Raw genomic sequence first — 25,853 nt, 5'->3', positions numbered from 1 at the left:
TCTACTATTCATATGAACGGCTCTTAACCTGTGCTAAAAAACGAAAGGACGGCATACCATGAATATATTCGATCACTATCGCCAGCGATATGAAGCTGCCAAGGACGAAGAGTTCACACTGCAGGAGTTTCTTACCATTTGTCGGCAAGATCGCAGTGCTTATGCCAACGCGGCAGAGCGGCTATTGATGGCTATTGGTGAGCCTGTCATGGTCGATACAGCCCAGGAGCCCAGACTTTCTCGACTCTTTTCTAACCGGGTCATCGCACGTTATCCGGCATTTGAAGAGTTTTACGGCATGGAAGACGCGATTGAACAGATTGTCTCTTATCTGAAACACGCGGCTCAGGGGCTGGAAGAGAAGAAACAAATCCTGTATCTGCTGGGGCCTGTGGGTGGGGGTAAGTCGTCACTTGCTGAACGACTGAAATCATTAATGCAACGCGTGCCTATTTATGTATTGAGCGCCAACGGTGAGCGAAGCCCGGTTAACGATCATCCGTTCTGTCTGTTCAATCCACAGGAAGATGCGCAGATCCTTGAAAAAGAGTACGGCATTCCACGCCGCTACCTTGGCACCATTATGTCGCCGTGGGCGGCAAAACGTCTGCATGAATTTGGTGGCGACATCACTAAATTCCGCGTGGTCAAAGTGTGGCCGTCTATTCTGCAACAGATTGCCATTGCCAAAACGGAACCGGGCGATGAGAACAACCAGGATATTTCCGCGCTAGTGGGGAAAGTGGATATTCGTAAACTCGAACACCACGCCCAGAACGATCCGGATGCCTACGGCTATTCCGGTGCGCTGTGCCGCGCTAACCAGGGGATCATGGAATTTGTTGAGATGTTCAAAGCACCGATTAAAGTGCTGCATCCTCTGTTAACCGCCACTCAGGAAGGTAACTACAACGGGACGGAAGGTATCTCCGCCCTGCCGTTCAACGGGATTATTCTCGCCCACTCGAACGAATCTGAATGGGTGACTTTCCGTAATAATAAAAACAACGAAGCCTTCCTCGACCGTGTCTATATCGTGAAGGTGCCGTATTGCTTGCGTATTTCCGAAGAGATCAAAATCTACGAGAAATTACTTAATCATAGTGAATTGACCCACGCGCCATGCGCGCCAGGCACGCTGGAAACATTGTCACGTTTTTCCATTCTTTCGCGCCTGAAAGAGCCAGAAAACTCCAGCATTTATTCGAAGATGCGCGTTTATGATGGCGAAAGCCTGAAAGATACCGATCCGAAAGCCAAGTCATATCAGGAATATCGTGATTACGCGGGCGTCGATGAAGGGATGAACGGTCTGTCTACGCGTTTCGCGTTTAAGATCCTTTCCCGCGTGTTCAACTTCGATCACGTGGAAGTGGCGGCTAATCCGGTTCATCTGTTCTACGTTCTTGAACAGCAGATTGAACGCGAGCAGTTCCCGCAAGAACAGGCCGAACGCTATCTGGAGTTCCTGAAAGGCTATCTGATCCCGAAATATGCCGAGTTTATCGGCAAAGAGATTCAGACGGCCTACCTTGAATCCTATTCTGAATATGGGCAGAACATTTTCGACCGTTATGTCACCTATGCGGATTTCTGGATTCAGGATCAGGAGTATCGCGACCCGGATACTGGTCAATTGTTTGATCGCGAGTCGCTGAACGCCGAGCTGGAGAAAATCGAAAAACCGGCGGGGATCAGCAATCCGAAAGATTTCCGTAACGAGATCGTCAACTTTGTACTGCGTGCCAGAGCGAATAACAGTGGGCGCAATCCGAACTGGACCAGTTACGAAAAACTGCGCACGGTCATTGAGAAGAAAATGTTCTCCAATACCGAAGAGTTGTTGCCGGTCATTTCGTTTAACGCCAAAACCTCAACCGACGAGCAGAAGAAACACGACGATTTTGTCGACCGTATGATGGAAAAAGGCTACACCCGTAAACAGGTACGTTTACTGTGCGAATGGTATTTGCGCGTACGTAAATCGTCTTAACAACAACGGCCCGGTGCGCATGCGCCGGGCCTACAACGACAGCGAACCGTGGGCCAGACAGGCGGCAACACAGGCGTAGCATACAGTTGGCAAATGCAGTACGGGGGGCATATGACCTGGTTTATTGACCGGCGTCTGAACGGCAAAAATAAAAGCATGGTGAATCGCCAGCGTTTTTTACGCCGTTATAAAGCGCAAATTAAACAGTCGATCTCCGAGGCCATTAATAAGCGTTCGGTGACCGATGTCGACAGCGGCGAGTCCGTTTCCATTCCAACGGAAGATATCAGCGAACCAATGTTTCATCAGGGGCGTGGCGGCTTGCGCCATCGCGTTCATCCGGGCAACGACCATTTCGTACAGAACGACCGTATTGAGCGGCCTCAAGGCGGCGGCGGTGGTTCTGGTAGCGGTCAGGGCCAGGCCAGCCAGGACGGTGAAGGTCAGGATGAATTCGTCTTTCAGATTTCGAAAGATGAGTATCTCGATCTGCTGTTTGAAGATTTGGCTTTACCAAATCTGAAACAAAACCAGCAACGCCAGTTGACCGAATTTAAAACGCATCGCGCGGGTTATACCGCTAACGGCGTTCCGGCCAATATTAGCGTGGTACGCTCATTGCAAAATTCGCTGGCGCGACGTACCGCGATGACCGCGGGCAAGCGGCGGGAACTGCACGCGCTGGAAGAAAATTTAGCGATAATCAGCAATACTGAACCTGCGCAACTGCTGGAAGAGGAACGCTTGCGCAAAGAAATTGCCGAACTGCGAGCTAAAATTGAACGTGTTCCTTTCATCGACACTTTCGATTTACGCTACAAAAATTATGAGAAACGGCCCGATCCCTCCAGCCAGGCAGTAATGTTCTGCCTGATGGACGTTTCTGGCTCGATGGATCAGTCCACCAAAGATATGGCCAAACGTTTTTACATTCTTCTGTATCTGTTCCTGAGCAGAACATACAAGAACGTAGAAGTCGTTTACATTCGCCATCATACCCAGGCGAAAGAAGTTGATGAACATGAGTTTTTCTACTCACAGGAAACGGGCGGCACCATTGTTTCCAGCGCACTGAAACTGATGGATGATGTGGTAAAAGAGCGTTATAACCCGGCGCAGTGGAATATCTATGCTGCGCAAGCATCGGACGGCGACAACTGGGCTGATGACTCTCCGCTGTGCCATGAGATACTGGCGAAGAAATTACTGCCAGTTGTTCGTTATTACAGCTATATCGAAATTACCCGCCGTGCGCATCAGACATTGTGGCGAGAATATGAGCACCTGCAATCTACTTTCGAAAACTTTGCGATGCAGCATATCCGCGATCAGGATGATATTTATCCGGTATTCCGTGAACTGTTTCATAAGCAAAACGCAACTACTAAAGACTAATACCATCAGCCAGGTCATTATTACCTGGCTGATTTTTAGCTTACTGTAAATTATTTAATTTATTACATACGTTAGCTTACAATTGCTTTAAATATGACAGCGCAACCTTTACACAATTTAGTTCCAGAAAACAATCATTCGGAAAAATGATTCGGTTAACACGTATTTTCCCGGGGTTATTCTTTAATTATTTTTTATTGATAATGAAAATTGATCCTGGTCAAAACTATATATCTCGAGCATCAATAAAATCCAGCACTCACATTGCTCTCCTTTTTATGATTTCTATGTGTACACAAAAGCTAAAAGCACAAAGCTTTTTTATTTTCAGTTTACTGCTGACATTGATTTTATTTTGTATCACCACCTTATATAACGAAAACACCAATGTAAAACTCATCCCGCAGATGAATTACCTGATGGTTGTTGTGGCTTTATTTTTCCTTAACACCATCATTTTTCTTTTCATGCTAATGAAATATTTCACTAACCGTGAGATTTTTCCAACACTCATTTTAAGCCTTGCGTTTTTAAGTGGCATTTTCTATTTAACTGAAACCATTGTCATTATTCATAAACCTATCAGTGACAGTACGCTTATTCAGGCTAAATCAAATGATGTTTCCATACTATATCTGTTTCGCCAGCTAAGTTTCATTTGCTTAACAGCGTTAGCTCTCTTTTGTTATGGCCGAAACAGTATTCTAACGAACAACAAGAAAAAAACCTGCATCCTGTTGTTGGCGCTGATACCTTTCATGTTGTTTCCTTTATTGGCACACAACCTGAGCAGTTATAATCCTGACTATTCCTTATACGTCGTAGATTACTGTCCGGATAGCCATTCTGCGAGCTGGGGAATTAACTACACAAAAATTTTGGTTTGTCTGTGGGCATGTTTACTGTTCTTTATTATCATGCGCACACGATTAACCAGCGAACTTTGGCCGTCAATAGCGTTATTATGTCTGGCATCGCTCTGCTGTAACTTACTTCTGCTGACTCTGGATGAATACAATTACACCATTTGGTACATCAGTCGTGGTATCGAAGTTTCCAGCAAACTGTTTGTTGTTGCTTTTCTGATTTATAACATTTTTCAGGAGCTGCAACTCTCCAGCAAACTGGCGGTTCATGATGTGTTGACCAATATTTATAATCGCCGTTACTTTTTCAACAGCGTAGAGTCATTATTGTCGCAACCTGTTGTGAAGGATTTTTGTATCATGCTGGTAGATATTAACCAGTTCAAACGCATCAATGACCTGTGGGGACATCATGTGGGCGATAAAGTGCTGGTTTCAATTGTCGATATTATCCAGCAAAGTATCCGCCCCGATGACATTTTAGCCCGTCTTGAGGGGGAAGTATTTGGTCTGCTATTTACCGAACTCAATGCTGCCCAGGCAAAAATCATTGCTGAACGCATACGTAAAAATGTCGAACTCCTGACCGGCTTTAGTAACAGGTATGCTGTTCCTGAACCAATGACTATCAGCATTGGCAGTGTTTTTTCCACCGGAGATACGCACAATCTTTCACTTGTCATGACAGAAGCAGATAAAGCCTTACGTGAGGCGAAAAGCGAGGGAGGCAACAAAGTGATTATTCATCGTCTTTGAGTGCAAAAATATTCACAGCCATGCTTTTTGCGTGGCTTTTGCATACAATTAATATCTAATACCACTAAATTTCTCCTCCCCAACGGCACAGAGATGAGTATAATTAGCGCCCCTGTGCCAGGCCGCAATCGAACTTTAACTGGTTTTCTCATTTCACTAACCGAAGGAGTGCCATTTATCATGAAATTGCACCATAGAATGCTCCGGCATTTTATCGCCGCAAGTGTCATTGTGCTGACATCTTCCTTCCTTATTTTTGAACTTGTCGCCAGCGACAGAGCGATGAGCGCCTACTTGCGCTATATCGTCCAGAAAGCGGATTCCTCCTTTCTCTATGATAAGTATCAAAATCAGAGTATTGCCGCACATGTCATGCGCGCACTTGCTGCTGAGCAGTCAGAGGTGTCGCCAGAACAGCGACGTGCTATCTGCGAGGCTTTTGAAACGGCCAATAATACTCATGGATTAAATCTGACGGCCCATACTTATTCTGGCTTGCGCGGGACATTACAGAGCGCATCCGATGACTGTGACACAATTGTGGAAGCAGCGGCGCTATTACCCGCATTTGATCAAGCGGTGGAAGGCAATCGCCATCAAGATGAATATGGTTCCGGTCTTGGGATGGCCGAAGAGAAATTTCACTATTATCTCGATCTCAATGACCGCTATGTCTATTTTTATGAGCCGGTCAATGTTGAATACTTCGCCATGAATAACTGGTCGTTTTTGCAATCAGGAAGCATTGGCATTAACCGTAAAGACATTGAAAAGGTGTTTACCGGTCGAACCGTATTATCGAGCATTTACCAGGATCAGCGTACCAAACAGAATGTGATGAGCCTGCTGACGCCGGTTTATCTCGCAGGTCAACTTAAAGGGATAGTGCTGCTGGATATCAATAAAAACAACCTGCGGAATATCTTTTACACTCATGACCGCCCTCTCCTCTGGCGTTTTCTCAATGTTACGCTTACCGATGTAGATTCGGGTCGGGACATTATTATCAACCAGAGTGAAGACAATCTGTTTCAGTATGTCAGTTACGTCCATGACTTACCTGGCGGAATTCGCGTTACATTATCCATTGATATTCTTTACTTTATTACATCTTCATGGAAAAGCGTTGTCTTCTGGCTGCTGACGGCATTGATATTACTGAATATGGTGCGCATGCACTTCCGCTTGTACCAAAACGTGACTCGCGAAAATATTAGCGATGCGATGACCGGATTGTATAACCGCAAAATATTGACTCCTGAGTTGCAGCAACGCTTGCAGCGCCTGGTTCAGGCAGGTTCTGCAGTCATGTTTATTGCTATTGACATGGACAAGTTAAAGCAAATTAATGACACACTCGGCCACCAGGAAGGTGATTTAGCGATTACTTTATTGGCACAGGCGATTAAACAGTCGATTCGTAAAAGCGATTATGCTATCCGTCTCGGCGGTGATGAATTTTGCATTATCCTGGTCGATTCGACGCCACAAATTGCTGCGCAATTGCCTGACCGTATCGAAAAACGCCTGCAACATATCGCGCCGCAAAAAGAGATCGGCTTCTCTTCCGGTATTTACGCGATGAAAGAAACCGATACGATTCACGATGCTTATAAAGCGTCCGACGAACGTCTGTATGTCAATAAACAGAACAAAAACAGCAGTTCATGATAATCTTCTGTGGTTGTTTAGTTATAAATCCAGGAGCGTGAAATGACTGAAATGGCTAAAGGAAGCGTGACGCATCAGCGCTTAATCGCTTTATTATCACAAGAAGGCGCTAACTTCCGCATCGTCACCCATGAAGCGGTGGGCAAATGTGAAGCGGTGTCAGAAATTCGCGGCACCGCTTTAGGTCAGGGCGCTAAGGCGCTGGTATGTAAAGTCAAAGGTAATGGCGTTAATCAACATGTATTAGCGATACTTCCTGCCGATCAACAGGCCGATCTGAGCCAACTCGCCAGTCACATTGGCGGGTTACGCGCCTCGCTTGCCAGCCCGGCGGAGGTCGATGAACTCACGGGCTGCGTTTTTGGCGCCATCCCGCCTTTCAGCTTCCACCCCAAACTCAAACTGGTCGCTGACCCACTACTCTTCGAGCGATTCGATGAAATTGCCTTCAACGCAGGCATGCTGGATAAATCAGTTATTCTTAACACCGCAGATTATTTACGCATTGCGCAACCAGAGCTGGTCCATTTCCGCCGTACTGTATAACTAGCTGGTCCGTTCAAGTAGCAAAACTGACAGTACCAGCACAACCGCAATGGCAAAAAACGATGACGTGATAATCAGTGTCTCAATGAACATTTGATCGTTCATGGTTTTACCCCTGGAGATAACTGTTTTCACGTTATTGTTAGCGTACGCAAATGGCAGTTTGATGACAATTCTCCCTATTTTTTATGCAAAAAGTGTAATTAATGTCTGATTCCTGCCCTCAGCAAGCGTAAAGTACGGGGGATAATTATTTTTTGGCAAGGAAACCACGATGTTTGATGTCACTTTGTTAATCCTCCTCGGATTAGCTGCGCTGGGCTTTGTCAGCCACAACACCACTGTCGCCGTTTCAATTCTGGTGTTGATCATTGTCCGCGTCACACCGTTGAGCACCTTTTTCCCCTGGATTGAAAAACAAGGGTTGAGTATCGGGATAATTATTCTCACCATCGGCGTTATGGCGCCAATCGCCAGCGGGACGCTGCCACCATCAACACTTGTTCACTCGTTTCTGAACTGGAAATCATTAGTCGCTATTGCCGTAGGCGTGATTGTTTCCTGGCTTGGCGGACGCGGCGTCACGTTAATGGGTAGTCAGCCACAACTGGTAGCCGGATTGCTGATGGGTACGGTTTTAGGCGTAGCGCTTTTTCGCGGTGTGCCCGTCGGCCCGCTTATTGCTGCTGGCCTGGTTTCGCTGATTATTGGTAAGCAGTAGTTTTTGCCGCAGCCGCCATAACCATAAAAGCAAAGTGCTATAGTGGCGTGGCAACGTTGCGTGAAAGGGAGAACAAACACGATGAATATTCAGTGTAAACGCGTCTATGATCCGGCTGAACAAGGCGATGGTTATCGCGTACTGGTCGATCGTCTCTGGCCGCGTGGTATCAAAAAAACAGATTTAGCACTTGATGAATGGGACAAAACCATCACGCCTTCAACGGAATTACGCAAAGCCTTTCACGGCAAAGTGATCGATTTTGAAACCTTTCGCGAACAATATCTTGCAGAACTGGCGCAGCATGAGCAAGAAGGGAAACGACTGGCGGATATTGCCCGCCAGCAGACACTAACCCTACTCTATTCGGCAAAAAATACCACGCAAAACCATGCTCTGGTGCTGGCCGATTGGCTACGCAGTTTGTAATTCTCGCCCGGCATCCGGTTGTTATTTTCTATCAGCCGGATGATCCCTGCGCCATAATGCCCATTCATCAATCGTTTCGCCGCCCGGTAATTTGCAATTGTTACTGACCCCTTGCGCTGTTTGTACCGAAATAAGCGTACCTCCCTTTTGCTGGCAGTATACCGATGCAGGATTAGCCATTCCAACATGTGGCGGTTTAGGCGCATCGGGTTGAGAAGCGGTTGAACACCCCGCCAGGACTAACAGGCAAGGCAAAGCAAAACGGATAATTTTCATATAGTGATCTCACTCGTTTATCTACACTTTAGAGTATCGCGGTATCGTTATGTTTTGCAGCACTATTTCTTTTACATTCATTCGAAATATATTACGTCTGGTTTCATCTTTGTTGATGATGTTTTATCATGCCTGTAAAGATTAAATATTCAGCATTTTACCTACCACCACCTGGAGTTCTTTCGTGTCAGATCAGATCATTGCCCGCGTCTCGCAGTCACTCGTCTCGGAACAGTCTCTGGAAAGTCTGGTCCGGCAACTTCTGGAGATGCTAGAAATGGTTACCGACATGGAGTCGACGTATCTGACAAAAGTGGATATTGACGCGCGCCTGCAACACATTTTGTATGCCCGTAATAGCCAGAAAATGCACATCCCGGAGAATTTTACCGTTTCCTGGGATCACTCATTGTGCAAACGCGCAATTGATGAGAACTGTTTTTTCAGCGATGAAGTCCCTGACCGTTGGGGCGACTGCATTGCGGCACGCAATCTTGGGATCACGACATTTCTGAGCACGCCGATTCACTTACCGGATGGCTCATTCTACGGCACGCTTTGCGCCGCCAGCAGCGAGAAACGCCCGTGGAGCGAACGCGCGGAGCAAGTTTTGCAGTTATTCGCCGGGCTTATTACACAATACATCCAAAAAGAGGCGCTGGTTGAGCAATTGCGTGAAGCTAATGCGGCGTTGATTGCGCAATCCTATACTGACTCTTTGACGGGACTGCCGAATCGAAGGGCAATTTTTGATAATCTGACGACACTGTTTTCTCTCGCGCGGCATCTGAAACGTAAAGCAATTATTGCCTTTATCGATCTGGATAACTTCAAATTAATCAATGACCGTTTTGGTCATAATAGCGGCGATCTGTTTCTTATTCAGGTTGGCCAGCGCCTTAACACACTACATCAGAATAGCGAGATTATTGGTCGTCTCGGCGGTGATGAATTTTTGGTCGCGTCGCTGGCCGATGAAAATGCCGATATCCCGTCATTGCGTGAGCGTATTCAGCAGCAAATACGCGGTGAATATCACTTAGGTGATGTTGACTTGTTTTATCCTGGCGCCAGCCTCGGCATTATTGAAGTGGATCCTGAAACAACTGATGCCGACAGCGCCCTGCATGCCGCAGATATCGCAATGTACCAGGAGAAAAAACACAAAGAGAAAAAACCTTTTGTCGCGCATTCAGCTCTGGATTCCTGAGGCGTATTCAAATCCTTTTGATTGGTGATAACATGCGAATCGGTATTATTTTCCCTGTCGTAATCTTTATTACGGCAGTCGTATTTTTAGCGTGGTTTTTTATTGGCGGCTATGCTGCCCCGGGAGCATAAAGATGAAAAAAACAACGATTATTATGATGGGTGTTGCGATTATTGTCGTCCTTGGTACCGAGTTAGGATGGTGGTAACACTGCATCTGTAAAAATAGCAAAGGCTGCGAAAAAGCAGCCTTTGTTTTATTTCAGCGTTAGCTTTTGACTTTTCTGTAGATAAACAGCACGACAAGCGCACCGATCACCGCAACCACGAAGCTGCCAAAGTTAAAGCCATCGACTTTACCAAAACCAAACAGTGTACTGATCCATCCGCCGACCACGGCGCCGACAATCCCCAACAGGATAGTCATGAAGAATCCACCACCATCTTTACCTGGCATAATCCACTTCGCCAGAATACCAGCAATAAGCCCAAAAATAATCCATGACAGAATGCCCATTTTATCCTTCCTTATCTGTTTTGTATTAGCGAGTTGGTCGCTAATAAAAAGCATAGCACAACATCAAAGAAGTAAAAATTGTGATGAGCATCACGCATATTTTTTTTGCGATGGCGCATAAAATGGCGAATTTTTCTATCAGGTAAAATTACCAGCCACAAACATCATGTTCGTTTTCTGTGTCATAAGAGCGCACCGTGTTAACAAGATCTTTTAACACTTCCGCCGCAACTTCTGGCACCAGCAATGTCATCGGTGTCTCTGTTTCGTAATCAACAGAGACACCATTACTGTTATTGGTGACGGTTACGGTATACGTTGCTTTGCCCATAATTCATCTCCCGGTATGAATGACTTTCCGTTGTTTTGCGCCTTCCATCAGGACTTCAGGGGCAACGAAGAAGTCGATGTTGAAATAAGTATCGTCTGTCATGGCTTCAATGTTGTGCCATTTTTCCGGCGGGAACACCGCAAATTGCCCCGCTTCGATAAGGATCACCTGATCAGGTTCTGTGCTGTGTTCATCAGCATAGCCGAGATATTTGACCGCCCCATGCATAACGGACAATCGAGGGTAAACCCCGGGACGAGTTCCTTTATCAAGATGACGTTCGAATATTCCGGCAGGTGCGGTTTGTTTATTCCAGAAAGGTGTTGAGCGTGTATGAATGTAATTCTGTGGGATTTGTAGCATCCTTCTCCCTCCTTCGGTAAATGCGCTGAAAACCGTTTATTCCAGCCGTTTCAGGGTACGCCTGATAATTTGCATTTTAAATACCATTTATTGGTTACTTTTTAGCACTGCGTCAACGTCCAGCCGCGGTAGCGTTCAGGAGGGAAGCCCGCGGCATCGCGGGCAGAAAGCATTAAGATTGCAGCGTCGCCAGTCGAGCGGCAAAACCGACAAACATCAAACCAATCAGAGAGTTGCCTAGTTTTGCCAGTTTCTTTTTAGTGCGAATGTACTGCGTGACAAAGGCGCCGGAAATAATCAGGAAGCTCAAATAACAGAAGCTGACTATCTCAAGTGTCATCGCCAGAATAAAGAACGAAATACCCGTATGTGGCGCATTAACGTCGATAAATTGCACGAAAAATGACACGTAGAATAAAATAGCTTTCGGGTTGGTCAGGCTCAATATTAAGGCGCGCTTGAAAATAGCGCCATATTGTGGTTCATCCGATTTGGCCTCGCTATTGTTGCCCTTCAGGGTGGCGTAAAGAATTTTACCCCCAAGATAGAGCAAATAAAACGCGCCAAGATAACGTACGATGTTGAATAATATCGGTGTGGTCTTAATCAACGTTGCCACGCCTGCCCACGCCAGAAACATTAATACCGCATCACCAATAAATACGCCGCAGGCTGCAAGATAACCACCTTTCACTCCACTGCTGACGCTATTTTTAAGCACAAACAAAGTATTCGGCCCAGGCACCAGCACGATAAAAATGGCCCCAACCAGATAGGTCCAGTAATTCAGAACCCCATATTCAGCGAACACGTTAACCTCTTAAATTTTCTTTGGGAAATGCGCGATTAAAGGTGAATATGCTAACCAATCTGTAGTGGCTTAGAAAGGAGAAAATCAGGTTTTAACCTGATAATAACCCGATAATTGAATCATTAATCAGGCGTGATCCAGTGAAAAACTCGGGTAGTGTTCGGCAAAATACTGGCGTAAAAACTCTACCGTTATCCGCACCTTCGCTGATGTTGCCAGCCTGGATACATACACCGCCCAGACATTCGCGGGCTGATAATACTCCGGTAGTACCTGCACCAAATGGCCACTGGCAATATTTTCGCTGACATCCCACCAGGAGCGCAGCGCAATACCCTGACCATCGAGACACCATTGATGCACTATTTCACCATGATTAGACGATAGCGGGCCAGTGACTTTAATGGCGTGGTTTCCTTCTTTATTGCGCAATTGCCAGACGCCAAATGGATGATCGCGCTCTTTTATAACCAGACAAGGTAACGCTGAAAGGTCCGTGAAATGTTTCGGCGCACCATGTTGTGCAATAAATTCCGGCGACGCGCAGAGGATACGGTAATTGGTCGCCAGTTTGCGGGCGATTAAGTTAGGTGCAATGTCATCACCAATACGAATATCGAGATCGACGCCTTCATTGACCAGGTCGACCAGTCTGTCTTCCACGTCAAAGCGTAATTCCAGTTGCGGATAAGCCTTTGCCAGCGCCGATAATGCCGGAGCTACAACTCGCCGTCCAAACCCAAAACTACTGATAACACGCAACATCCCTTGTGGCACGAGGCGCACGTCGGAGAGTTCATCCATCATCTGCCCGACATCCTGCAATATGCGCTGCGCCCACTCATAAATCCGCTCACCTTCTTCGGTGATCGTCACGCGACGAGTGGTGCGGTGTAATAACACCACGTTCAGCGTTTGTTCCAGTAAGGCGATACGCTTGCTAACGAAAGCCGGAGAAACACCCATTTCTTCTGCTACAGCAGCAAAACCAGCCCGGCGAGCCACCAGCATAAAGACGCGCAAATCGTTCAGCAGCGGTAAATTATTCATGATTCGTGTTTTATGTTTCACCAGTTGCGGGGATTAATTCCTTTTCAGTCAATTATAGGATGAGGGTATTGTCAATTTTGATGGTCAGGAAGTGAGAACCCAATGATGAAAACGTTTCGGATCGCTGCAATACCCGGGGATGGAATCGGCAAAGAAGTCCTTCCTGAAGGGATTCGTGTGTTACAGGCTGCCGCTGAACGCTGGGGCTTTGCCTTAAGCTTTGAGCAGATGGAATGGGCAAGCTGTGAATATTACAGCCATCACGGCAAAATGATGCCGGACGACTGGCATGAACAACTCAGCAGTTTCGACGCTATCTACTTTGGTGCCGTCGGCTGGCCGGATACCGTTCCGGACCATATTTCGTTATGGGGATCGCTGCTGAAATTTCGCCGTGAATTTGACCAATACGTTAACCTGCGTCCGGTCCGCCTCTTTCCTGGCGTACCTTGCCCACTGGCGGGGAAACAACCTGGCGATATCGATTTTTACGTAGTGCGCGAGAACACGGAAGGCGAATACTCGTCTCTGGGTGGACGGCTAAACGAAGGAACGGAGCATGAGGTTGTCATCCAGGAATCGGTATTTACCCGCCGTGGCGTCGACCGTATTTTGCGTTATGCCTTTGAACTTGCACAAAGCCGCCCACGTAAGACGCTAACTTCTGCCACTAAATCGAACGGTTTAGCCATCAGCATGCCGTACTGGGACGAACGCGTGGAAGCAATGGCAGAAAATTACCCGGCGATCCGCTGGGACAAGCAGCATATTGATATTCTCTGCGCGCGCTTTGTGATGCAACCAGAACGTTTTGACGTGGTGGTGGCATCCAATTTGTTTGGCGATATTCTTTCCGACCTTGGCCCGGCCTGCACCGGCACCATCGGCATTGCCCCATCCGCCAACCTGAATCCGGAACGTACTTTCCCGTCGCTCTTCGAGCCTGTCCACGGTTCCGCGCCGGATATCTACGGGAAAAATATTGCTAACCCTATCGCCACGATTTGGGCCGGTGCAATGATGCTCGATTTCCTCGGCAATGGCGATGAGCGTTTCCAGCAAGCGCATAACGCTATTCTGGCAGCGATTGAAGAAGTGATTGCTCACGGGCCGAAAACACCCGATATGAAAGGCAATGCCACCACGCCACAGGTTGCCGACGCGATTTGCAAAATTATTTTGCGTTAAGGTCAAACCAGTTTATTTGAACCGCGTCACTGACGCGGTTTTTTTATTCATTCTCTTCAGTAAATAACCTGCGTCATTTCACCTTTTATTGTTTCCGTTTCGTGTTTTATGGCTTTCCGTATTCTTAATTGTTTAATTTATGTAACATGTAAATAATCAATTTGTTAAACACAACATGCAATTCATTACCCTGCACATAATTACAACTGGCAAAAGCCAGAGACGGGCTTTTATGCCCAGGAGATGACTCATGATGAGCAATGTTAAGAAAAAAGATGTGCCGCTGATAAGCATCAGCCTGGTGGCCATTCTTTTCATCGCAGCTGCATTAAGCCTTTTCCCACAACAATCGGCCGACGCGGCCAACGCAATATTCACTTTTGTCACGCGTACGTTAGGTTCCGCCGTACAGGTATTGGTTTTGCTGGCAATGGGACTGGTGATTTATTTAGCCACCAGTAAATACGGCAATATTCGTCTTGGCGAAGGAAAACCGGAATACAGCACGCTCTCCTGGCTGTTTATGTTTATTTGTGCCGGTTTAGGTTCTTCTACGCTTTATTGGGGGGTTGCTGAGTGGGCCTATTATTATCAAACGCCTGGTTTAAATATCGCGCCACGTTCACAACAGGCACTCGAATTTAGCGTTCCCTACTCCTTCTTCCATTGGGGCATCAGCGCCTGGGCAACTTATACGCTGGCCTCATTAATCATGGCTTACCACTTTCATGTGCGGAAAAATAAAGGGCTGAGCCTTTCCGGCATTATTGCTGCTATTACCGGCGTTCGCCCGCAAGGTCCGTGGGGAAAACTGGTCGATTTGATGTTCCTGATCGCCACTGTCGGCGCACTGACCATTTCCCTGGTCGTCACCGCCGCAACCTTTACCCGTGGGCTTTCCGCGCTGACCGGTTTACCGGATAACTTCACCGTGCAGGCATTTGTGATCCTGCTTTCCGGCGGCATTTTTTGCCTTAGCTCGTGGATTGGTATCAACAACGGTTTGCAACGTCTGAGCAAAATGGTTGGCTGGGGCGCCTTCCTGCTGCCATTGCTGGTTCTGATTGTCGGCCCAACCGAATTTATTACCAACAGCATCATCAATGCCATCGGCCTGACCACGCAAAACTTCCTGCAAATGAGCTTATTTACCGATCCGCTTGGCGATGGTTCATTTACCCGCAACTGGACCGTTTTCTACTGGCTGTGGTGGATCTCATACACGCCCGGTGTGGCAATGTTTGTCACCCGCGTTTCGCGCGGTCGTAAGATTAAAGAAGTTATCTGGGGCTTGATCCTCGGCAGCACCGTCGGTTGCTGGTTCTTCTTCGGTGTAATGGAAAGCTATGCCATTCATCAGTTTATCAATGGCGTAATCAACGTCCCACAGGTGCTGGAAACACTGGGCGGTGAAACTGCCGTTCAACAAGTTCTGATGTCGTTGCCAGCAGGTAAATTATTCCTCGCCGCATACCTGGGCGTGATGATTATTTTCCTTGCCTCGCATATGGATGCGGTGGCCTACACCATGGCGGCGACCAGTACGCGAAATCTCCAGGAAGGTGACGATCCTGACCGTGGGCTGCGTCTTTTCTGGTGCGTGGTGATCACACTGATCCCGCTTTCAATTCTGTTCACCGGCGCGTCGCTGGAAACGATGAAAACCACCGTCGTGCTCACAGCCCTTCCCTTCCTCGTCATTTTACTGGTGAAAGTCGGCGGATTTCTTCGCTGGCTGAAACAGGATTACGCCGACATTCCGGCTCATCAAGTTGAACATTATCTCCCGCAGACACCGGTAGAAGCATCGGAAAAAGATCCGCTGATCCCGGCAGGAACGGTATTCAAAGGCGACAACTGAACGCCATCATCCTAACGATAAAGGTATCCCTATGAGCAATCTGAGCCCTGACTTAGTACTACCCGAAAATTTTTGCGCTAACCCGCAAGAGGCATGGACTATTCCGGCCCGTTTCTATACCGATCAGAACGCCTTTGAACACGAAAAAGAGAACGTCTTCGCCAAAAGCTGGATTTGCGTCGCTCACAGTAGCGAACTGGCGAATGCGAATGATTACGTGACGCGTGAGATCATTGGCGAAAGCATTGTTCTGGTACGCGGTCGTGATAAGGTTTTGCGCGCGTTCTATAACGTGTGTCCGCACCGTGGTCATCAGTTGTTGAGCGGTGAAGGAAAAGCAAAAAATGTGATTACCTGTCCGTATCACGCATGGGCATTCAAACTCGATGGCAACCTGGCCCACGCACGTAACTGTGAAAACGTCGCTAATTTCGACAGCGACAAAGCGCAACTGGTCCCGGTGCGTCTGGAAGAATATGCCGGATTCGTCTTCATCAACATGGACCCCAACGCCACCAGCGTAGAAGATCAGTTACCCGGTCTGGGAGCGAAAGTGCTGGAAGCCTGCCCGGAAGTCCACGACCTGAAACTGGCGGCCCGCTTTACCACCCGCACGCCTGCCAACTGGAAGAACATTGTCGATAACTATCTCGAGTGCTATCACTGTGGTCCGGCGCATCCAGGTTTCTCCGACTCCGTTCAGGTTGATCGTTACTGGCACACCATGCACGGTAACTGGACACTGCAATACGGTTTCGCCAAACCGTCAGAACAGTCGTTTAAATTTGAAGAGGGTACGGATGCGGCATTCCACGGTTTCTGGCTGTGGCCGTGCACTATGCTGAACGTCACACCGATCAAAGGGATGATGACGGTCATTTATGAATTCCCGGTGGATTCTGAAACCACCCTGCAAAACTACGATATTTACTTCACCAATGAAGAGTTAACCGACGAGCAAAAATCGCTGATTGAGTGGTATCGCGATGTGTTCCGTCCGGAGGATTTACGTCTGGTTGAAAGCGTACAGAAAGGGCTGAAATCGCGTGGCTATCGTGGTCAGGGGCGCATCATGGCCGACAGTAGCGGTAGCGGGATTTCCGAACACGGTATCGCCCATTTCCATAATCTGCTGGCGCAGGTATTTAAGGACTAATGACATCGGCGGCGGTCTATTCCGCCGCCGGGCTGATTTTTGATGGAGTACAGCAATGTCAGACTATCAAATGTTTGAAGTACAGGTGAGTCAGATAGAACCGCTTACCGAGCAGGTGAAACGCTTCACGCTGGTGACAACCGATGGCAAACCATTACCTGCGTTCACCGGAGGAAGTCACGTCATTGTGCAGATGAGCGATGGTGATAACCAGTACAGCAATGCGTATTCGCTGCTGAGTTCGCCGCTCGATACAACTCATTATCAGATTGCCGTTCGACTGGAAGAAAACTCGCGCGGTGGTTCGCGCTTTTTGCATCAGCAGGTGAAAGCTGGCGATCAGTTGACCATTTCGACGCCTAATAATCTGTTTGCGCTAATTCCCTCGGCCAGAAAGCATCTGTTTATCGCGGGCGGTATTGGTATCACCCCTTTCCTGTCGCATATGGCAGAGTTGCAACACAGCGACGTCGACTGGCAGCTACATTACTGCTCGCGAAATCCAGAAAGTTGCGCATTTCGTGATGAGCTAGTCCAGCATCCGCAGACTGATAAAATCCATTTTCATCACTCATCGATCGGAACGCGACTTGAATTAGCGCGATTATTGGCGGATATCGAACCTGGCACACACGTTTATACCTGTGGCCCCGAGGCGCTAAATGAAGCGGTAAGAAGTGAAGCTGCACGTCTGGACATCGCCGCCGATACGCTGCATTTTGAGCAGTTTGCTATTGAAGACAAAACCGGCGATGCGTTTACACTAGTGCTCGCCCGTTCCGGTAAAGAGTTTGTGGTGCCGGAAGAGATGAGCATTTTGCAGGTTATTGAAAATAATAAAGCGGCAAAAGTGGAATGTTTATGTCGTGAAGGGGTATGCGGGACCTGCGAAACGGCGATTCTGGAAGGTGAAGCTGACCATCGGGACCAGTATTTTAGCGATGAAGAACGCGCCAGCCAGCAAAGTATGTTGATCTGTTGTTCACGCGCGAAGGGTAAACGCCTGGTGTTGGATTTGTAGTTTGCCTGAAGCCGGACGCACCTGTCCGGCTCAGGGAGGTTTTATTGCGGATATTCCTGCAATAAATTGTGTAATGCTTCCGCCATCAGCTCACCGCGCCAGCCGGAAATCAGCTCCGGCAAATTGTTCTGCGGTTTCAGTTTCCAGTGCCAGTTCAGCAGTTGGTTGATTTGCCGACGCGATGCCAGCAATTCGACGCTGATCTTGTGTGTTTCGCTCACGTCAGTGATCAGCGACTTAATCGCTTTAAACGCTTTGCGATAACCGGGCATATCCATCAGGTTAAGCATCGGCTGCGGTAAGGCCTCTTCCGGCAATGCCTGCGCTTTTTCCACCAGCGCCAGCAGCGTTTTACCGTGAAAGCGGATTTCGCTACCGGATAAACCCAGACTGCCCAGCTCGCCCAAACTCCCCGGCATATAACGCGCCACCGACCACAAATGCTCTTCACGCACGACAAAGTTAACCGCCAGATCGCGCTCCCGCGCTTTACGCAGGCGCCAGTCGGCTAACAGTTGCAGACAGGCCAGTTGGCGTGTGCGTAACTGCCAGGCATTGGTGATATCACGCCATGCATCTTCCGGCGCAACGACTTCCTGACGACGCATTTGCATCAGGCGGCATTCATCCAGCGCCGCAGGTAACCAGCCAGAGGCTTCCGTTTCTACCATTAGCTTTGCGGTGATCGGTAACAAATACCAGACGTCCGCTGCCGCGTATTCGCATTGACGTTCGGTTAGCGGTCTTGCCACCCAGTCGGTGCGCGATTCACTCTTGTCGAGCGTAACGCCGGTGTACTCTTCCACCATGGAAGCAAATCCCCACGACATCGGGCGTCCGCAGAAAGCTGCGAGGATTTGCGTGTCAATTAGGGGTTGTGGTAATTCGCCAAAGACATTGAGGAACACTTCCAGATCCTCACTGCCCGCATGGAGAAATTTGGTAATGGACGGATCACGCAGGATCGCTTTCAGCGGTGACCAGTCGGTGATCCCGAGCGGATCGATTAGCGCCAGATGCTCGCCATCGAAAAGTTGAATCAACCCCAGCTGCGGGTAATAAGTGCGCGTACGAACAAATTCAGTATCCAGGGCTATCGCCGGAAAGGCACGGACGGCTTCACACAAAGAAGCCAGCGCATCGTCCGTGGTAATCATTTGGTAATTCAAATTGTATTCTCTTTAGTGGGCGTCAAAAAAAACGCCGGATTAACCGGCGTCTGACGACTGACTTAACGCTCAGGCTTTATTGTCCACTTTGCCGCGCGCTTCGTCACGTAATTCTCGTCGCAAAATTTTTCCGACGTTAGATTTCGGTAACTCATCACGAAACTCCACCAGCTTCGGTACTTTGTAGCCCGTGAGCTGACGGCGACAAAAGGTCACCAGTGACTCTTCGGTAAGCGATGGATCTTTTTTCACTACGAAGATTTTCACCGCTTCACCACTGGAGCCGGAAGGTACGCCAACCGCCGCGACTTCCTGTACGCCAGGATGCTGCATGACGACATCTTCAATCTCGTTGGGATAAACGTTAAAACCGGAAACCAGAATCATGTCTTTTTTGCGATCGACAATACGCAGGAATCCTTCTTCATCCATCACCGCGATGTCGCCAGTGTGTAACCAGCCATTTTTGATGATCTCATCGGTAGCATCCGGACGCTGCCAGTACCCCAGCATCACCTGCGGTCCTTTGACACAAAGCTCACCCGGTTGACCCGGTGGTACTTCGTTGTCGTCGTCATCCACCAGTTTGGCTTCCGTCGACGGTACCGGCAAACCGATGCTACCGCTATGATAATCAATATCATACGGGTTAACGCTGACCAGCGGCGCGCACTCGGTCAGGCCATAACCTTCCAGCAGATACTGTCCGGTCAGTTTCACCCAGCGTTCTGCCACCACTTGTTGAACAGGCATCCCACCGCCTGCGGAAAGGTGCAGACTGGAGAAATCCAGTTGCTGGAACTCTTTATTGTTCAGCAACGCATTGAACAAGGTGTTTACGCCGGTGATAGCGGTAAACGGATATTTCGCCAGCTCTTTCACCAGCCCCGGAATATCACGTGGGTTAGTAATAAGCAGGTTCTGCCCGCCCAGTTCAATAAACAGCAGACAGTTAATGGTCAGTGCAAAAATGTGATAGAGCGGCAGTGCCGTTACTACCAGTTCTTTACCTGGATGCAGCAACGGCCCATAGGTGGCGTTGACCTGTTCCAGGTTCGCCAGCATATTGCGGTGAGTCAGCATCGCGCCTTTCGCCACGCCTGTAGTGCCGCCAGTGTATTGCAGGAAAGCTAAATCTTCCGGCACCAGTTCGGGTTTGACGTACTGCATCCGGTAGCCGTTATGCAGGGCGCTACGAAATGAAATGGCATCTGGCAGATGGTATTTCGGCACCAGACGCTTGATGTATTTAACAACGAAATTGACTACCGTGCCTTTTGCCGTAGAAAGTTGATCGCCCATACGGGTCAGAATAACGTGCTGGACTGCAGTTTTATCAACCACTTTTTCCAGGGTGTGAGCAAAGTTAGACACGATAACAATCGCCGATGCGCCACTATCGTTAAGCTGATGCTCAAGCTCGCGCGGGGTATACAACGGGTTGACGTTTACGACAATCATCCCGGCGCGCAAAATGCCGAACAGCGCCACTGGATATTGCAATAAGTTAGGCATCATCAGCGCAACGCGATCGCCTTTCTTCAGCCCCAACCCTTGTTGCAAATAAGCGGCAAACGCGCGACTGCGTTCTTCCAGCTTGCGGAAGGTCATTACCTCCCCCATATTCATAAACGCGGGCTGATCGGCGTAGCGCGTGACCGACTGCTCAAACATATCTACCAGAGATTGATAACGGTCAGGGTTGATCTCCGTCGGAACGTCCGCGGGATAACGGTTAAGCCAAACCTTCTTCAATTCTTCACCTCTAAAATGCGTGTTCGTCGTCATCGCAACCCCAAGTGATAAACATGTTGTTAACATAATATTAACTCATCTTACCAGCTTGATAATTACCCAACGAAAAGGTTGCGAAGCGCGTCACTATTTATTTTTATCTTTACCGTAAGAATGCAGAAACAGCGGACCAGCCGCTGTTTCTTTTTCTTTAAAAACAAGCAATTATTCAGTTACAACTGTTTGTACTCTCGCGGGGCCGGGATTATACCAGCCCCATCCACCGTAGCCATAGGGCCAGCCTCGCCCACCATAAAACCAGGGATCAATCGGCTGTGGCGGCATAATCACCTGCTGGGTTAAATGCCAACGTTTGTAACCCGTTGCCTGCATTACCATAAATTTATATGGCGTGTTGCCGATTTTTCCGTCAACCGTACCGGTGATTGGCCCGACAACTGTCACCAGCTGGCCTCGGAAATCGACCGGATCAAGAAAACCATTCACATCGGCATAAATGCGCCCACGCGACGGTTCTCCCAGCGTCGGTCTTGCTCCGCTGTCGAGTGGTACAATGGCAATTTCCAGGCGGGTTTTCCCTTGCTGGTTTTGCACCGCAACCACTTTACCGCCAAATCGCGCTTCCTGACCAACGTACAGCTGCGGCGCATTCATCACCCGAACTAAATCTTGTTGCGGCGTTGGGCTACTGCCTTTAATGGCGTCCGGCACAGTGACACAACCGCTCAGTATTAGCGCAAACGTACCTGCCAGTATGCCTTTGATAACATTGTTTTGAACCGCCATGATGCGACTCCTTTTTTTCTCAGGGCATACTCTTAAGATTCATTCTTTGCCCGGAAGTTTCTTCCACGCGACGTTGTTACGCAAATAAACCGGCTCGGCATGTTCCACCGCCACCGTTTTACCCTCGGCAAACATCTGACAGGCAATCGGCAGCATATCTTCTGCAGCGGGCAGTAACACTTCGCCATCGCGCAAAACCAGCCCGCTCTCTTTACCGAGATCCGGCCAGGCTTGCCAGCCTGTACCCACGGTCGCCCATTCACCGGAAAGCTGTTGCATCCGTTCATGAACGAGTTCTGGTTTGAGTACGGCTTCGGTTTCTTCACCATGCCAGACACCGTTTTCATCACGCTGATATTCGGCCCAGTAAACTTCGCCCATTCGCGCGTCAATGGCTGCCAGCACGCGGGTTGCGCCGTTTTTGCGCCACGCCCCTTGCGCCATCGTCATTAGCGTGGAGACGCCAATCATCGGTCGCTCCGCACCAAGTGCCAGTCCTTGCGCGATGCCAATACCGATGCGTACGCCGGTGAAACTACCGGGGCCGCGCCCGTAAGCCAGAGCGTTTATGTCAGTCAGGGAAGTTCCGCCGGCGGTCAGGATATCCTGCACCATCGGTAAGATTCGTTGAGTATGTTCACGTGGGCAAAGCTCGAAATGAGCATTGACAGTACCGTCGTTCCACAGGGCGACAGAGCAGGCCTCTGTCGCGGTATCGATAGCCAGAATTCGCATGGGTCTTCGTGCTTAGATCAATAAAAAGGCGCGCATCATACCATACTCCATCACAAATTACCTGGAGGATGGTATCGCAAGGAAACGAACCGCACGGGCAATATCACGGGTACGCGGCGCGGGCGGCAGGCTGGCAAGGAAAGTAGCGCCATAAGGGCGCATCACCAACCGATTGTCGCAAATCACCAGCACGCCGCGATCGTCGGCGTCGCGAATCAGTCGCCCTACTCCCTGTTTGAGAGTAATGACGGCATCTGGTAGTTGCACTTCATCGAACGGGTCACCACCACGCAAACGGCAATCTTCCATGCGCGCTTTTAACAGTGGATCATCCGGCGAGGTAAACGGCAATTTGTCGATAATCACCAGCGACAACGTATCGCCACGCACGTCCACCCCTTCCCAGAAGCTGCTGGTTGCCACAAGAAGCGCGTTACCGGCACTGACAAATTGCTGCAACAATTGCCCTTTGCTGGTTTCCCCCTGCAACAATACGGGAAGCGTCATGGTGGCGCGGAACTGCTCAGCCAGATCGCGCATCATGGCGTGCGAGGTGCAAAGCATAAAACAACGACCGTTGTTGGCTTCGATGATCGGTCGCAGCATTGCTGCCAGTTGCCGTGCGGAACCTGGCTGGTTGGTTTGCGGCAGGTTGCGCGGCACACAGAGTAACGCCTGGCGGCTGTAATCAAAGGGGCTGGGTAACAGCAACGACTCGGCCTGTTCGATGCCAAGCCGCGAGGTGAAATGATGCAGATCGTCATTCACCGACAACGTTGCCGAGGTAAAGATCCAGCTTCCGGGCTTTTGCGCCATTAGCTCTTTAAATTTATCCGCCACGCTAAGCGGCGTGAGCGCCAAAGTAAAATGGCGCGAAGTGCATTCGTACCAGTAGCTGTAGCCTGGTTGGTTGATCTCTTTCAACCGCTTCAGACGTGTACGATATAACGTGGCGCGTTCAAATGCCGCATCCAGCAAGGCGGAACGCCCCAAAGACAGTTTCGCCACGTCGTAACAGAGTTCAAGGGTGTCATCGAGCAGTAAAAACGCCCGCTGAATTTGTGGGTTGGCTAACAGTTCGCGCAGATTACCGCGATAACCTGGCTCGCCGAGTTGCAGACGAAAATCCTGCGCGCTCTGGGCAAGACGGTCGGCGCATTTTTGTAACTGTTGAGTGTCTTTTAATTCGGTGCGATAGGCGATGGTGATGTCTTTTGCCAGATCGAGCAGTTGTCGGCTGGAGAGCGACTGTCCAAAGTACTGGCTGGCAATGTCCGGCAGCTGGTGGGCTTCGTCGAAGATCATCACGTCTGCTTCCGGGATCAACTCGCCAAATCCACTTTCTTTAACCACCATATCCGCCAGAAACAGATGATGGTTCACCACAACCACATCAGCATCCATCGCTTTTTTACGCGCTTTGACCACAAAGCAATCTTTATACATCGGGCAGTCGCTGCCAAGACAGTTGTCGTTGGTGCTGGTGACCAGCGGCCACGCCTGCGAGTCTTCCGCCACGCTAACGCAGGTGCTGATATCGCCATCTACCGTCTGATTTGACCATGAACGCAGGAGGATCACATCGCTTAAGGTTTGTACTGGCAAATCTCCGCCCGCCAGTGCCTGCTGTTCCAGTCGTTCGAGGCAGAGATAGTTTGAGCGCCCTTTCAGCAACGCCAAGTTGCCAGTGTATTTCAGCGCCTTTGCCACCGTCGGCAAATCGCGGCTGTAGAGCTGATCCTGCAACGCTTTTGAGCCAGTTGAGATTATGACTTTCTTTTTCGCCCGCAGTGCAGGAGCAAGGTAGGCATAGGTTTTACCCGTACCGGTTCCCGCTTCCACCACCAGCGGCTGGCTTTTTTCTATCGCCTGGGTCACAGCGACTGCCATCTGTCGCTGTGGTTCACGCGGCTTAAAACCAGGTATCGCTTTCGCCAGTTGACCGTCTGGTGCAAAATCGTCCGTCACACTACCCCCTGTTGATTTGAACAGGGATTATGTCAGGCCAGGCTGGTTTTCGCCAGTTGAAGTGGTGACGGCAACCTCACATTGTGGCAGTCTTTGCAGCACAAAAATGTAAAGTTAATGAGGACATAATGATGACTATCGTTCGTATCGACGCTGAAGCCCGCTGGTCTGATGTGGTGATCCACAACAACACGCTCTACTACACTGGCGTACCAGAAAACCTCGATGCCGATGCTTTTGAACAAACCGCCAACACGCTGGCGCAAATTGACGCTGTGCTGGAAAAACAGGGCAGCAATAAATCGAGCATTCTGGATGCCACCATTTTCCTTGCCGATAAAAACGACTTTGCGGCAATGAATAAAGCATGGGATGCCTGGGTTGTAGCGGGTCACGCGCCGGTGCGCTGCACGGTGCAGGCGGGGCTGATGAATCCGCAGTACAAGGTTGAAATTAAGATTATCGCTGCGGTTTAATTCCTGAAAAAGAATTCTATCAAAGTAAAAATCAGACGATAATTGTTCGAAAATACTGGTCGGTTATAAACAAATCGGCCAGTGTTTAAGAGGATACTTTAGATAAATAATGAAATCCGTCAGGTAACTTATTTTTATGATTTCAACTGCATCTATACAAAAATGATATTAATCACCCAAATTAAACCATTCTGTTAACTCCCCGAGCCGTTTACTCTGACTTTTCTGCCCTTAACAATCTGGCTGGAGCGCGGCGATTTACCGTTAATTTTTTGCCATATCACTAGAAAACCCGCCATGACCTGCTACCTTTAAAATACCTGAATGTCAACAGGTTAACTAATGAGATATCGTTATAATCCCTTTGATATTAGATGCAATTTAAGGTCATATATAGCCTTATCAAAAACGTGGTTAATTTAAGGACAAGAATATGCCTGCTGCAATAGATAAAGCCCTGGATTTCATTAGTGCCATGGATGTATCAGCATCAACACCAAGCTCGATGAATGAAAGTACGGCGAAAGGAATATTTAAATATTTGCATGACCTGGGAGTCCCCGCGAGTACCGCCGATATTACTGCGCGAGCTGAACAGGAGGGCTGGAATCCTGGATTCACGGAAAAAATGGTGGGATGGGCAAAAAAGATGGATTCTGGCGAACGCGTGGTGATTAAAAACCCTGAATACTTCTCGTCTTATATGCAGGAAGAACTTAAAGCCCTTGTGTGAGTTAAAACTCCAGCTTTAAAAATCAATCCGGACGCTTTCATTGACCTCAGAAAAGCGTCCTTTTTTCTCGT

The 25,853-nt window shown here is 48.7% G+C and carries 28 protein-coding genes; 16 read left to right on the top strand and 12 right to left on the bottom strand.

The annotated features are described in order from the left end of the window. Nucleotides 1–58: 58 nt before the first annotated feature. The 5 genes from yeaG (at nucleotide 59) to yeaK (ending at nucleotide 7,227) form a co-directional block, all read left to right on the top strand. A complete protein-coding gene (yeaG, locus tag FEK46_RS21095; RefSeq protein ID WP_064529211.1) occupies nucleotides 59–1,993 on the top strand; it encodes a protein kinase YeaG in 1,935 nt (644 codons plus the stop codon). A 111-nt stretch (nucleotides 1,994–2,104) separates the two neighbouring features. Continuing rightward, nucleotides 2,105–3,388: a YeaH/YhbH family protein gene (locus tag FEK46_RS21090; RefSeq protein ID WP_130208390.1), complete on the top strand. Its 1,284-nt coding sequence runs from the start codon at nucleotides 2,105–2,107 to the stop codon at nucleotides 3,386–3,388. A gap of 146 nt (nucleotides 3,389–3,534) precedes the next feature. After that, nucleotides 3,535–5,010: a GGDEF domain-containing protein gene (locus tag FEK46_RS21085; RefSeq protein WP_135559499.1), complete on the top strand. Its 1,476-nt coding sequence runs from the start codon at nucleotides 3,535–3,537 to the stop codon at nucleotides 5,008–5,010. 180 nt (nucleotides 5,011–5,190) lie between these two features. Beyond that, the gene (gene dgcJ, locus FEK46_RS21080) at nucleotides 5,191–6,681 is read left to right on the top strand and encodes a diguanylate cyclase DgcJ (protein WP_130257813.1); all 1,491 of its coding nucleotides are present in this window, start codon (nucleotides 5,191–5,193) and stop codon (nucleotides 6,679–6,681) included. 42 nt (nucleotides 6,682–6,723) lie between these two features. Next, complete coding sequence (gene yeaK / locus FEK46_RS21075) at nucleotides 6,724–7,227, top strand: mischarged aminoacyl-tRNA deacylase (protein ID WP_135407018.1); 504 nt, start codon at nucleotides 6,724–6,726, stop codon at nucleotides 7,225–7,227. On the opposite strand, the gene yoaI is transcribed toward yeaK, so the two are convergent. Then, entirely contained in the window at nucleotides 7,228–7,332 is a 105-nt protein-coding gene (gene yoaI, locus FEK46_RS21070; RefSeq protein WP_130218789.1) for a small membrane protein YoaI, read from the bottom strand. It lies immediately after the preceding gene. Between the two features lie 169 nt (nucleotides 7,333–7,501). Here yoaI and FEK46_RS21065 point away from each other — a divergent pair, with 169 nt between their 5' ends. Next, on the top strand, nucleotides 7,502–7,948 hold the full coding sequence (locus FEK46_RS21065; protein ID WP_130208396.1) for a DUF441 domain-containing protein: 447 nt from the start codon (nucleotides 7,502–7,504) through the stop codon (nucleotides 7,946–7,948). Between the two features lie 81 nt (nucleotides 7,949–8,029). After that, nucleotides 8,030–8,377, top strand: coding sequence for a DUF488 domain-containing protein (locus tag FEK46_RS21060; RefSeq protein WP_135559498.1), 348 nt, complete (start codon nucleotides 8,030–8,032; stop codon nucleotides 8,375–8,377). Between the two features lie 21 nt (nucleotides 8,378–8,398). Here FEK46_RS21060 and FEK46_RS21055 read toward each other — a convergent pair whose 3' ends face one another. Further along, complete coding sequence (locus tag FEK46_RS21055; protein WP_135559497.1) at nucleotides 8,399–8,653, bottom strand: DUF333 domain-containing protein; 255 nt, start codon at nucleotides 8,651–8,653, stop codon at nucleotides 8,399–8,401. 184 nt (nucleotides 8,654–8,837) lie between these two features. Between FEK46_RS21055 and FEK46_RS21050 the strand changes: the two genes are divergently transcribed. Genes FEK46_RS21050 through yoaJ form a run of 3 tightly spaced genes read left to right on the top strand, consistent with a single transcriptional unit; the run spans nucleotide 8,838 to nucleotide 10,071 of the window. Further along, nucleotides 8,838–9,863, top strand: a complete 1,026-nt coding sequence (locus FEK46_RS21050; RefSeq protein ID WP_130259884.1) for a sensor domain-containing diguanylate cyclase — start codon at nucleotides 8,838–8,840, stop codon at nucleotides 9,861–9,863. A gap of 32 nt (nucleotides 9,864–9,895) precedes the next feature. Next, complete coding sequence (locus tag FEK46_RS21045; protein WP_001219350.1) at nucleotides 9,896–9,994, top strand: YoaK family small membrane protein; 99 nt, start codon at nucleotides 9,896–9,898, stop codon at nucleotides 9,992–9,994. A gap of 2 nt (nucleotides 9,995–9,996) precedes the next feature. Beyond that, entirely contained in the window at nucleotides 9,997–10,071 is a 75-nt protein-coding gene (yoaJ, locus tag FEK46_RS21040) for a protein YoaJ (RefSeq protein WP_001386836.1), read from the top strand. A gap of 59 nt (nucleotides 10,072–10,130) precedes the next feature. Here the strand turns inward: yoaJ and FEK46_RS21035 are convergent, their stop codons facing one another. The 5 genes from FEK46_RS21035 to dmlR all read right to left on the bottom strand — a co-directional run bounded on the left by FEK46_RS21035 (nucleotide 10,131) and on the right by dmlR (nucleotide 12,934). Then, nucleotides 10,131–10,379, bottom strand: a complete 249-nt coding sequence (locus FEK46_RS21035; protein WP_064529219.1) for a GlsB/YeaQ/YmgE family stress response membrane protein — start codon at nucleotides 10,377–10,379, stop codon at nucleotides 10,131–10,133. 148 nt (nucleotides 10,380–10,527) lie between these two features. Beyond that, complete coding sequence (locus FEK46_RS21030; RefSeq protein WP_064529220.1) at nucleotides 10,528–10,710, bottom strand: DUF1869 domain-containing protein; 183 nt, start codon at nucleotides 10,708–10,710, stop codon at nucleotides 10,528–10,530. Between the two features lie 3 nt (nucleotides 10,711–10,713). After that, nucleotides 10,714–11,064, bottom strand: coding sequence for a DUF1971 domain-containing protein YeaR (gene yeaR / locus FEK46_RS21025; RefSeq protein ID WP_240725503.1), 351 nt, complete (start codon nucleotides 11,062–11,064; stop codon nucleotides 10,714–10,716). A gap of 181 nt (nucleotides 11,065–11,245) precedes the next feature. Beyond that, nucleotides 11,246–11,884: a leucine efflux protein LeuE gene (gene leuE / locus FEK46_RS21020; protein ID WP_130208404.1), complete on the bottom strand. Its 639-nt coding sequence runs from the start codon at nucleotides 11,882–11,884 to the stop codon at nucleotides 11,246–11,248. A 126-nt stretch (nucleotides 11,885–12,010) separates the two neighbouring features. Next, entirely contained in the window at nucleotides 12,011–12,934 is a 924-nt protein-coding gene (gene dmlR, locus FEK46_RS21015) for a DNA-binding transcriptional regulator DmlR (protein ID WP_130208406.1), read from the bottom strand. Between the two features lie 102 nt (nucleotides 12,935–13,036). Between dmlR and dmlA the strand changes: the two genes are divergently transcribed. The 4 genes from dmlA to yeaX all read left to right on the top strand — a co-directional run bounded on the left by dmlA (nucleotide 13,037) and on the right by yeaX (nucleotide 18,160). After that, nucleotides 13,037–14,122, top strand: coding sequence for a multifunctional D-malate/3-isopropylmalate/tartarate dehydrogenase (dmlA, locus tag FEK46_RS21010; RefSeq protein ID WP_131161143.1), 1,086 nt, complete (start codon nucleotides 13,037–13,039; stop codon nucleotides 14,120–14,122). A gap of 250 nt (nucleotides 14,123–14,372) precedes the next feature. After that, nucleotides 14,373–15,983, top strand: coding sequence for a BCCT family transporter YeaV (gene yeaV, locus FEK46_RS21005; RefSeq protein ID WP_130259886.1), 1,611 nt, complete (start codon nucleotides 14,373–14,375; stop codon nucleotides 15,981–15,983). Nucleotides 15,984–16,014: 31 nt separating this feature from the next. Continuing rightward, the gene (gene yeaW / locus FEK46_RS21000) at nucleotides 16,015–17,139 is read left to right on the top strand and encodes a carnitine monooxygenase, oxygenase subunit YeaW (protein ID WP_033869918.1); all 1,125 of its coding nucleotides are present in this window, start codon (nucleotides 16,015–16,017) and stop codon (nucleotides 17,137–17,139) included. A gap of 55 nt (nucleotides 17,140–17,194) precedes the next feature. Continuing rightward, a complete protein-coding gene (gene yeaX / locus FEK46_RS20995; protein ID WP_135559496.1) occupies nucleotides 17,195–18,160 on the top strand; it encodes a carnitine monooxygenase reductase subunit YeaX in 966 nt (321 codons plus the stop codon). Between the two features lie 41 nt (nucleotides 18,161–18,201). Here yeaX and rnd read toward each other — a convergent pair whose 3' ends face one another. The 5 genes from rnd to FEK46_RS20970 form a co-directional block, all read right to left on the bottom strand. Then, nucleotides 18,202–19,317: a ribonuclease D gene (gene rnd / locus FEK46_RS20990; RefSeq protein WP_135407027.1), complete on the bottom strand. Its 1,116-nt coding sequence runs from the start codon at nucleotides 19,315–19,317 to the stop codon at nucleotides 18,202–18,204. Between the two features lie 81 nt (nucleotides 19,318–19,398). After that, nucleotides 19,399–21,084 (bottom strand): long-chain-fatty-acid--CoA ligase FadD, encoded by a 1,686-nt coding sequence (gene fadD / locus FEK46_RS20985; RefSeq protein ID WP_130259889.1) that lies wholly within the window; start codon nucleotides 21,082–21,084, stop codon nucleotides 19,399–19,401. Between the two features lie 204 nt (nucleotides 21,085–21,288). Further along, nucleotides 21,289–21,870 (bottom strand): Slp family lipoprotein YeaY, encoded by a 582-nt coding sequence (gene yeaY / locus FEK46_RS20980; protein ID WP_135559495.1) that lies wholly within the window; start codon nucleotides 21,868–21,870, stop codon nucleotides 21,289–21,291. Between the two features lie 39 nt (nucleotides 21,871–21,909). Beyond that, nucleotides 21,910–22,605, bottom strand: coding sequence for a tRNA (adenosine(37)-N6)-threonylcarbamoyltransferase complex dimerization subunit type 1 TsaB (gene tsaB, locus FEK46_RS20975; RefSeq protein WP_135559494.1), 696 nt, complete (start codon nucleotides 22,603–22,605; stop codon nucleotides 21,910–21,912). Between the two features lie 57 nt (nucleotides 22,606–22,662). Further along, a complete protein-coding gene (locus FEK46_RS20970; protein WP_135559493.1) occupies nucleotides 22,663–24,573 on the bottom strand; it encodes an ATP-dependent DNA helicase in 1,911 nt (636 codons plus the stop codon). A gap of 131 nt (nucleotides 24,574–24,704) precedes the next feature. Here FEK46_RS20970 and FEK46_RS20965 point away from each other — a divergent pair, with 131 nt between their 5' ends. Continuing rightward, nucleotides 24,705–25,049 (top strand): RidA family protein, encoded by a 345-nt coding sequence (locus tag FEK46_RS20965; RefSeq protein WP_010376144.1) that lies wholly within the window; start codon nucleotides 24,705–24,707, stop codon nucleotides 25,047–25,049. Nucleotides 25,050–25,482: 433 nt separating this feature from the next. Further along, the gene (locus FEK46_RS20960; protein WP_130208426.1) at nucleotides 25,483–25,782 is read left to right on the top strand and encodes a DUF1889 family protein; all 300 of its coding nucleotides are present in this window, start codon (nucleotides 25,483–25,485) and stop codon (nucleotides 25,780–25,782) included. Nucleotides 25,783–25,853: the final 71 nt, after the last annotated feature.

The organism is Escherichia sp. E4736 (assembly GCF_005781225.1).
Classification (GTDB): Bacteria; Pseudomonadota; Gammaproteobacteria; order Enterobacterales; family Enterobacteriaceae; genus Escherichia.
The sequence above is the reverse complement of the archived record's forward strand: the minus strand, read 5'-3'. Positions and strand labels throughout refer to the sequence as shown.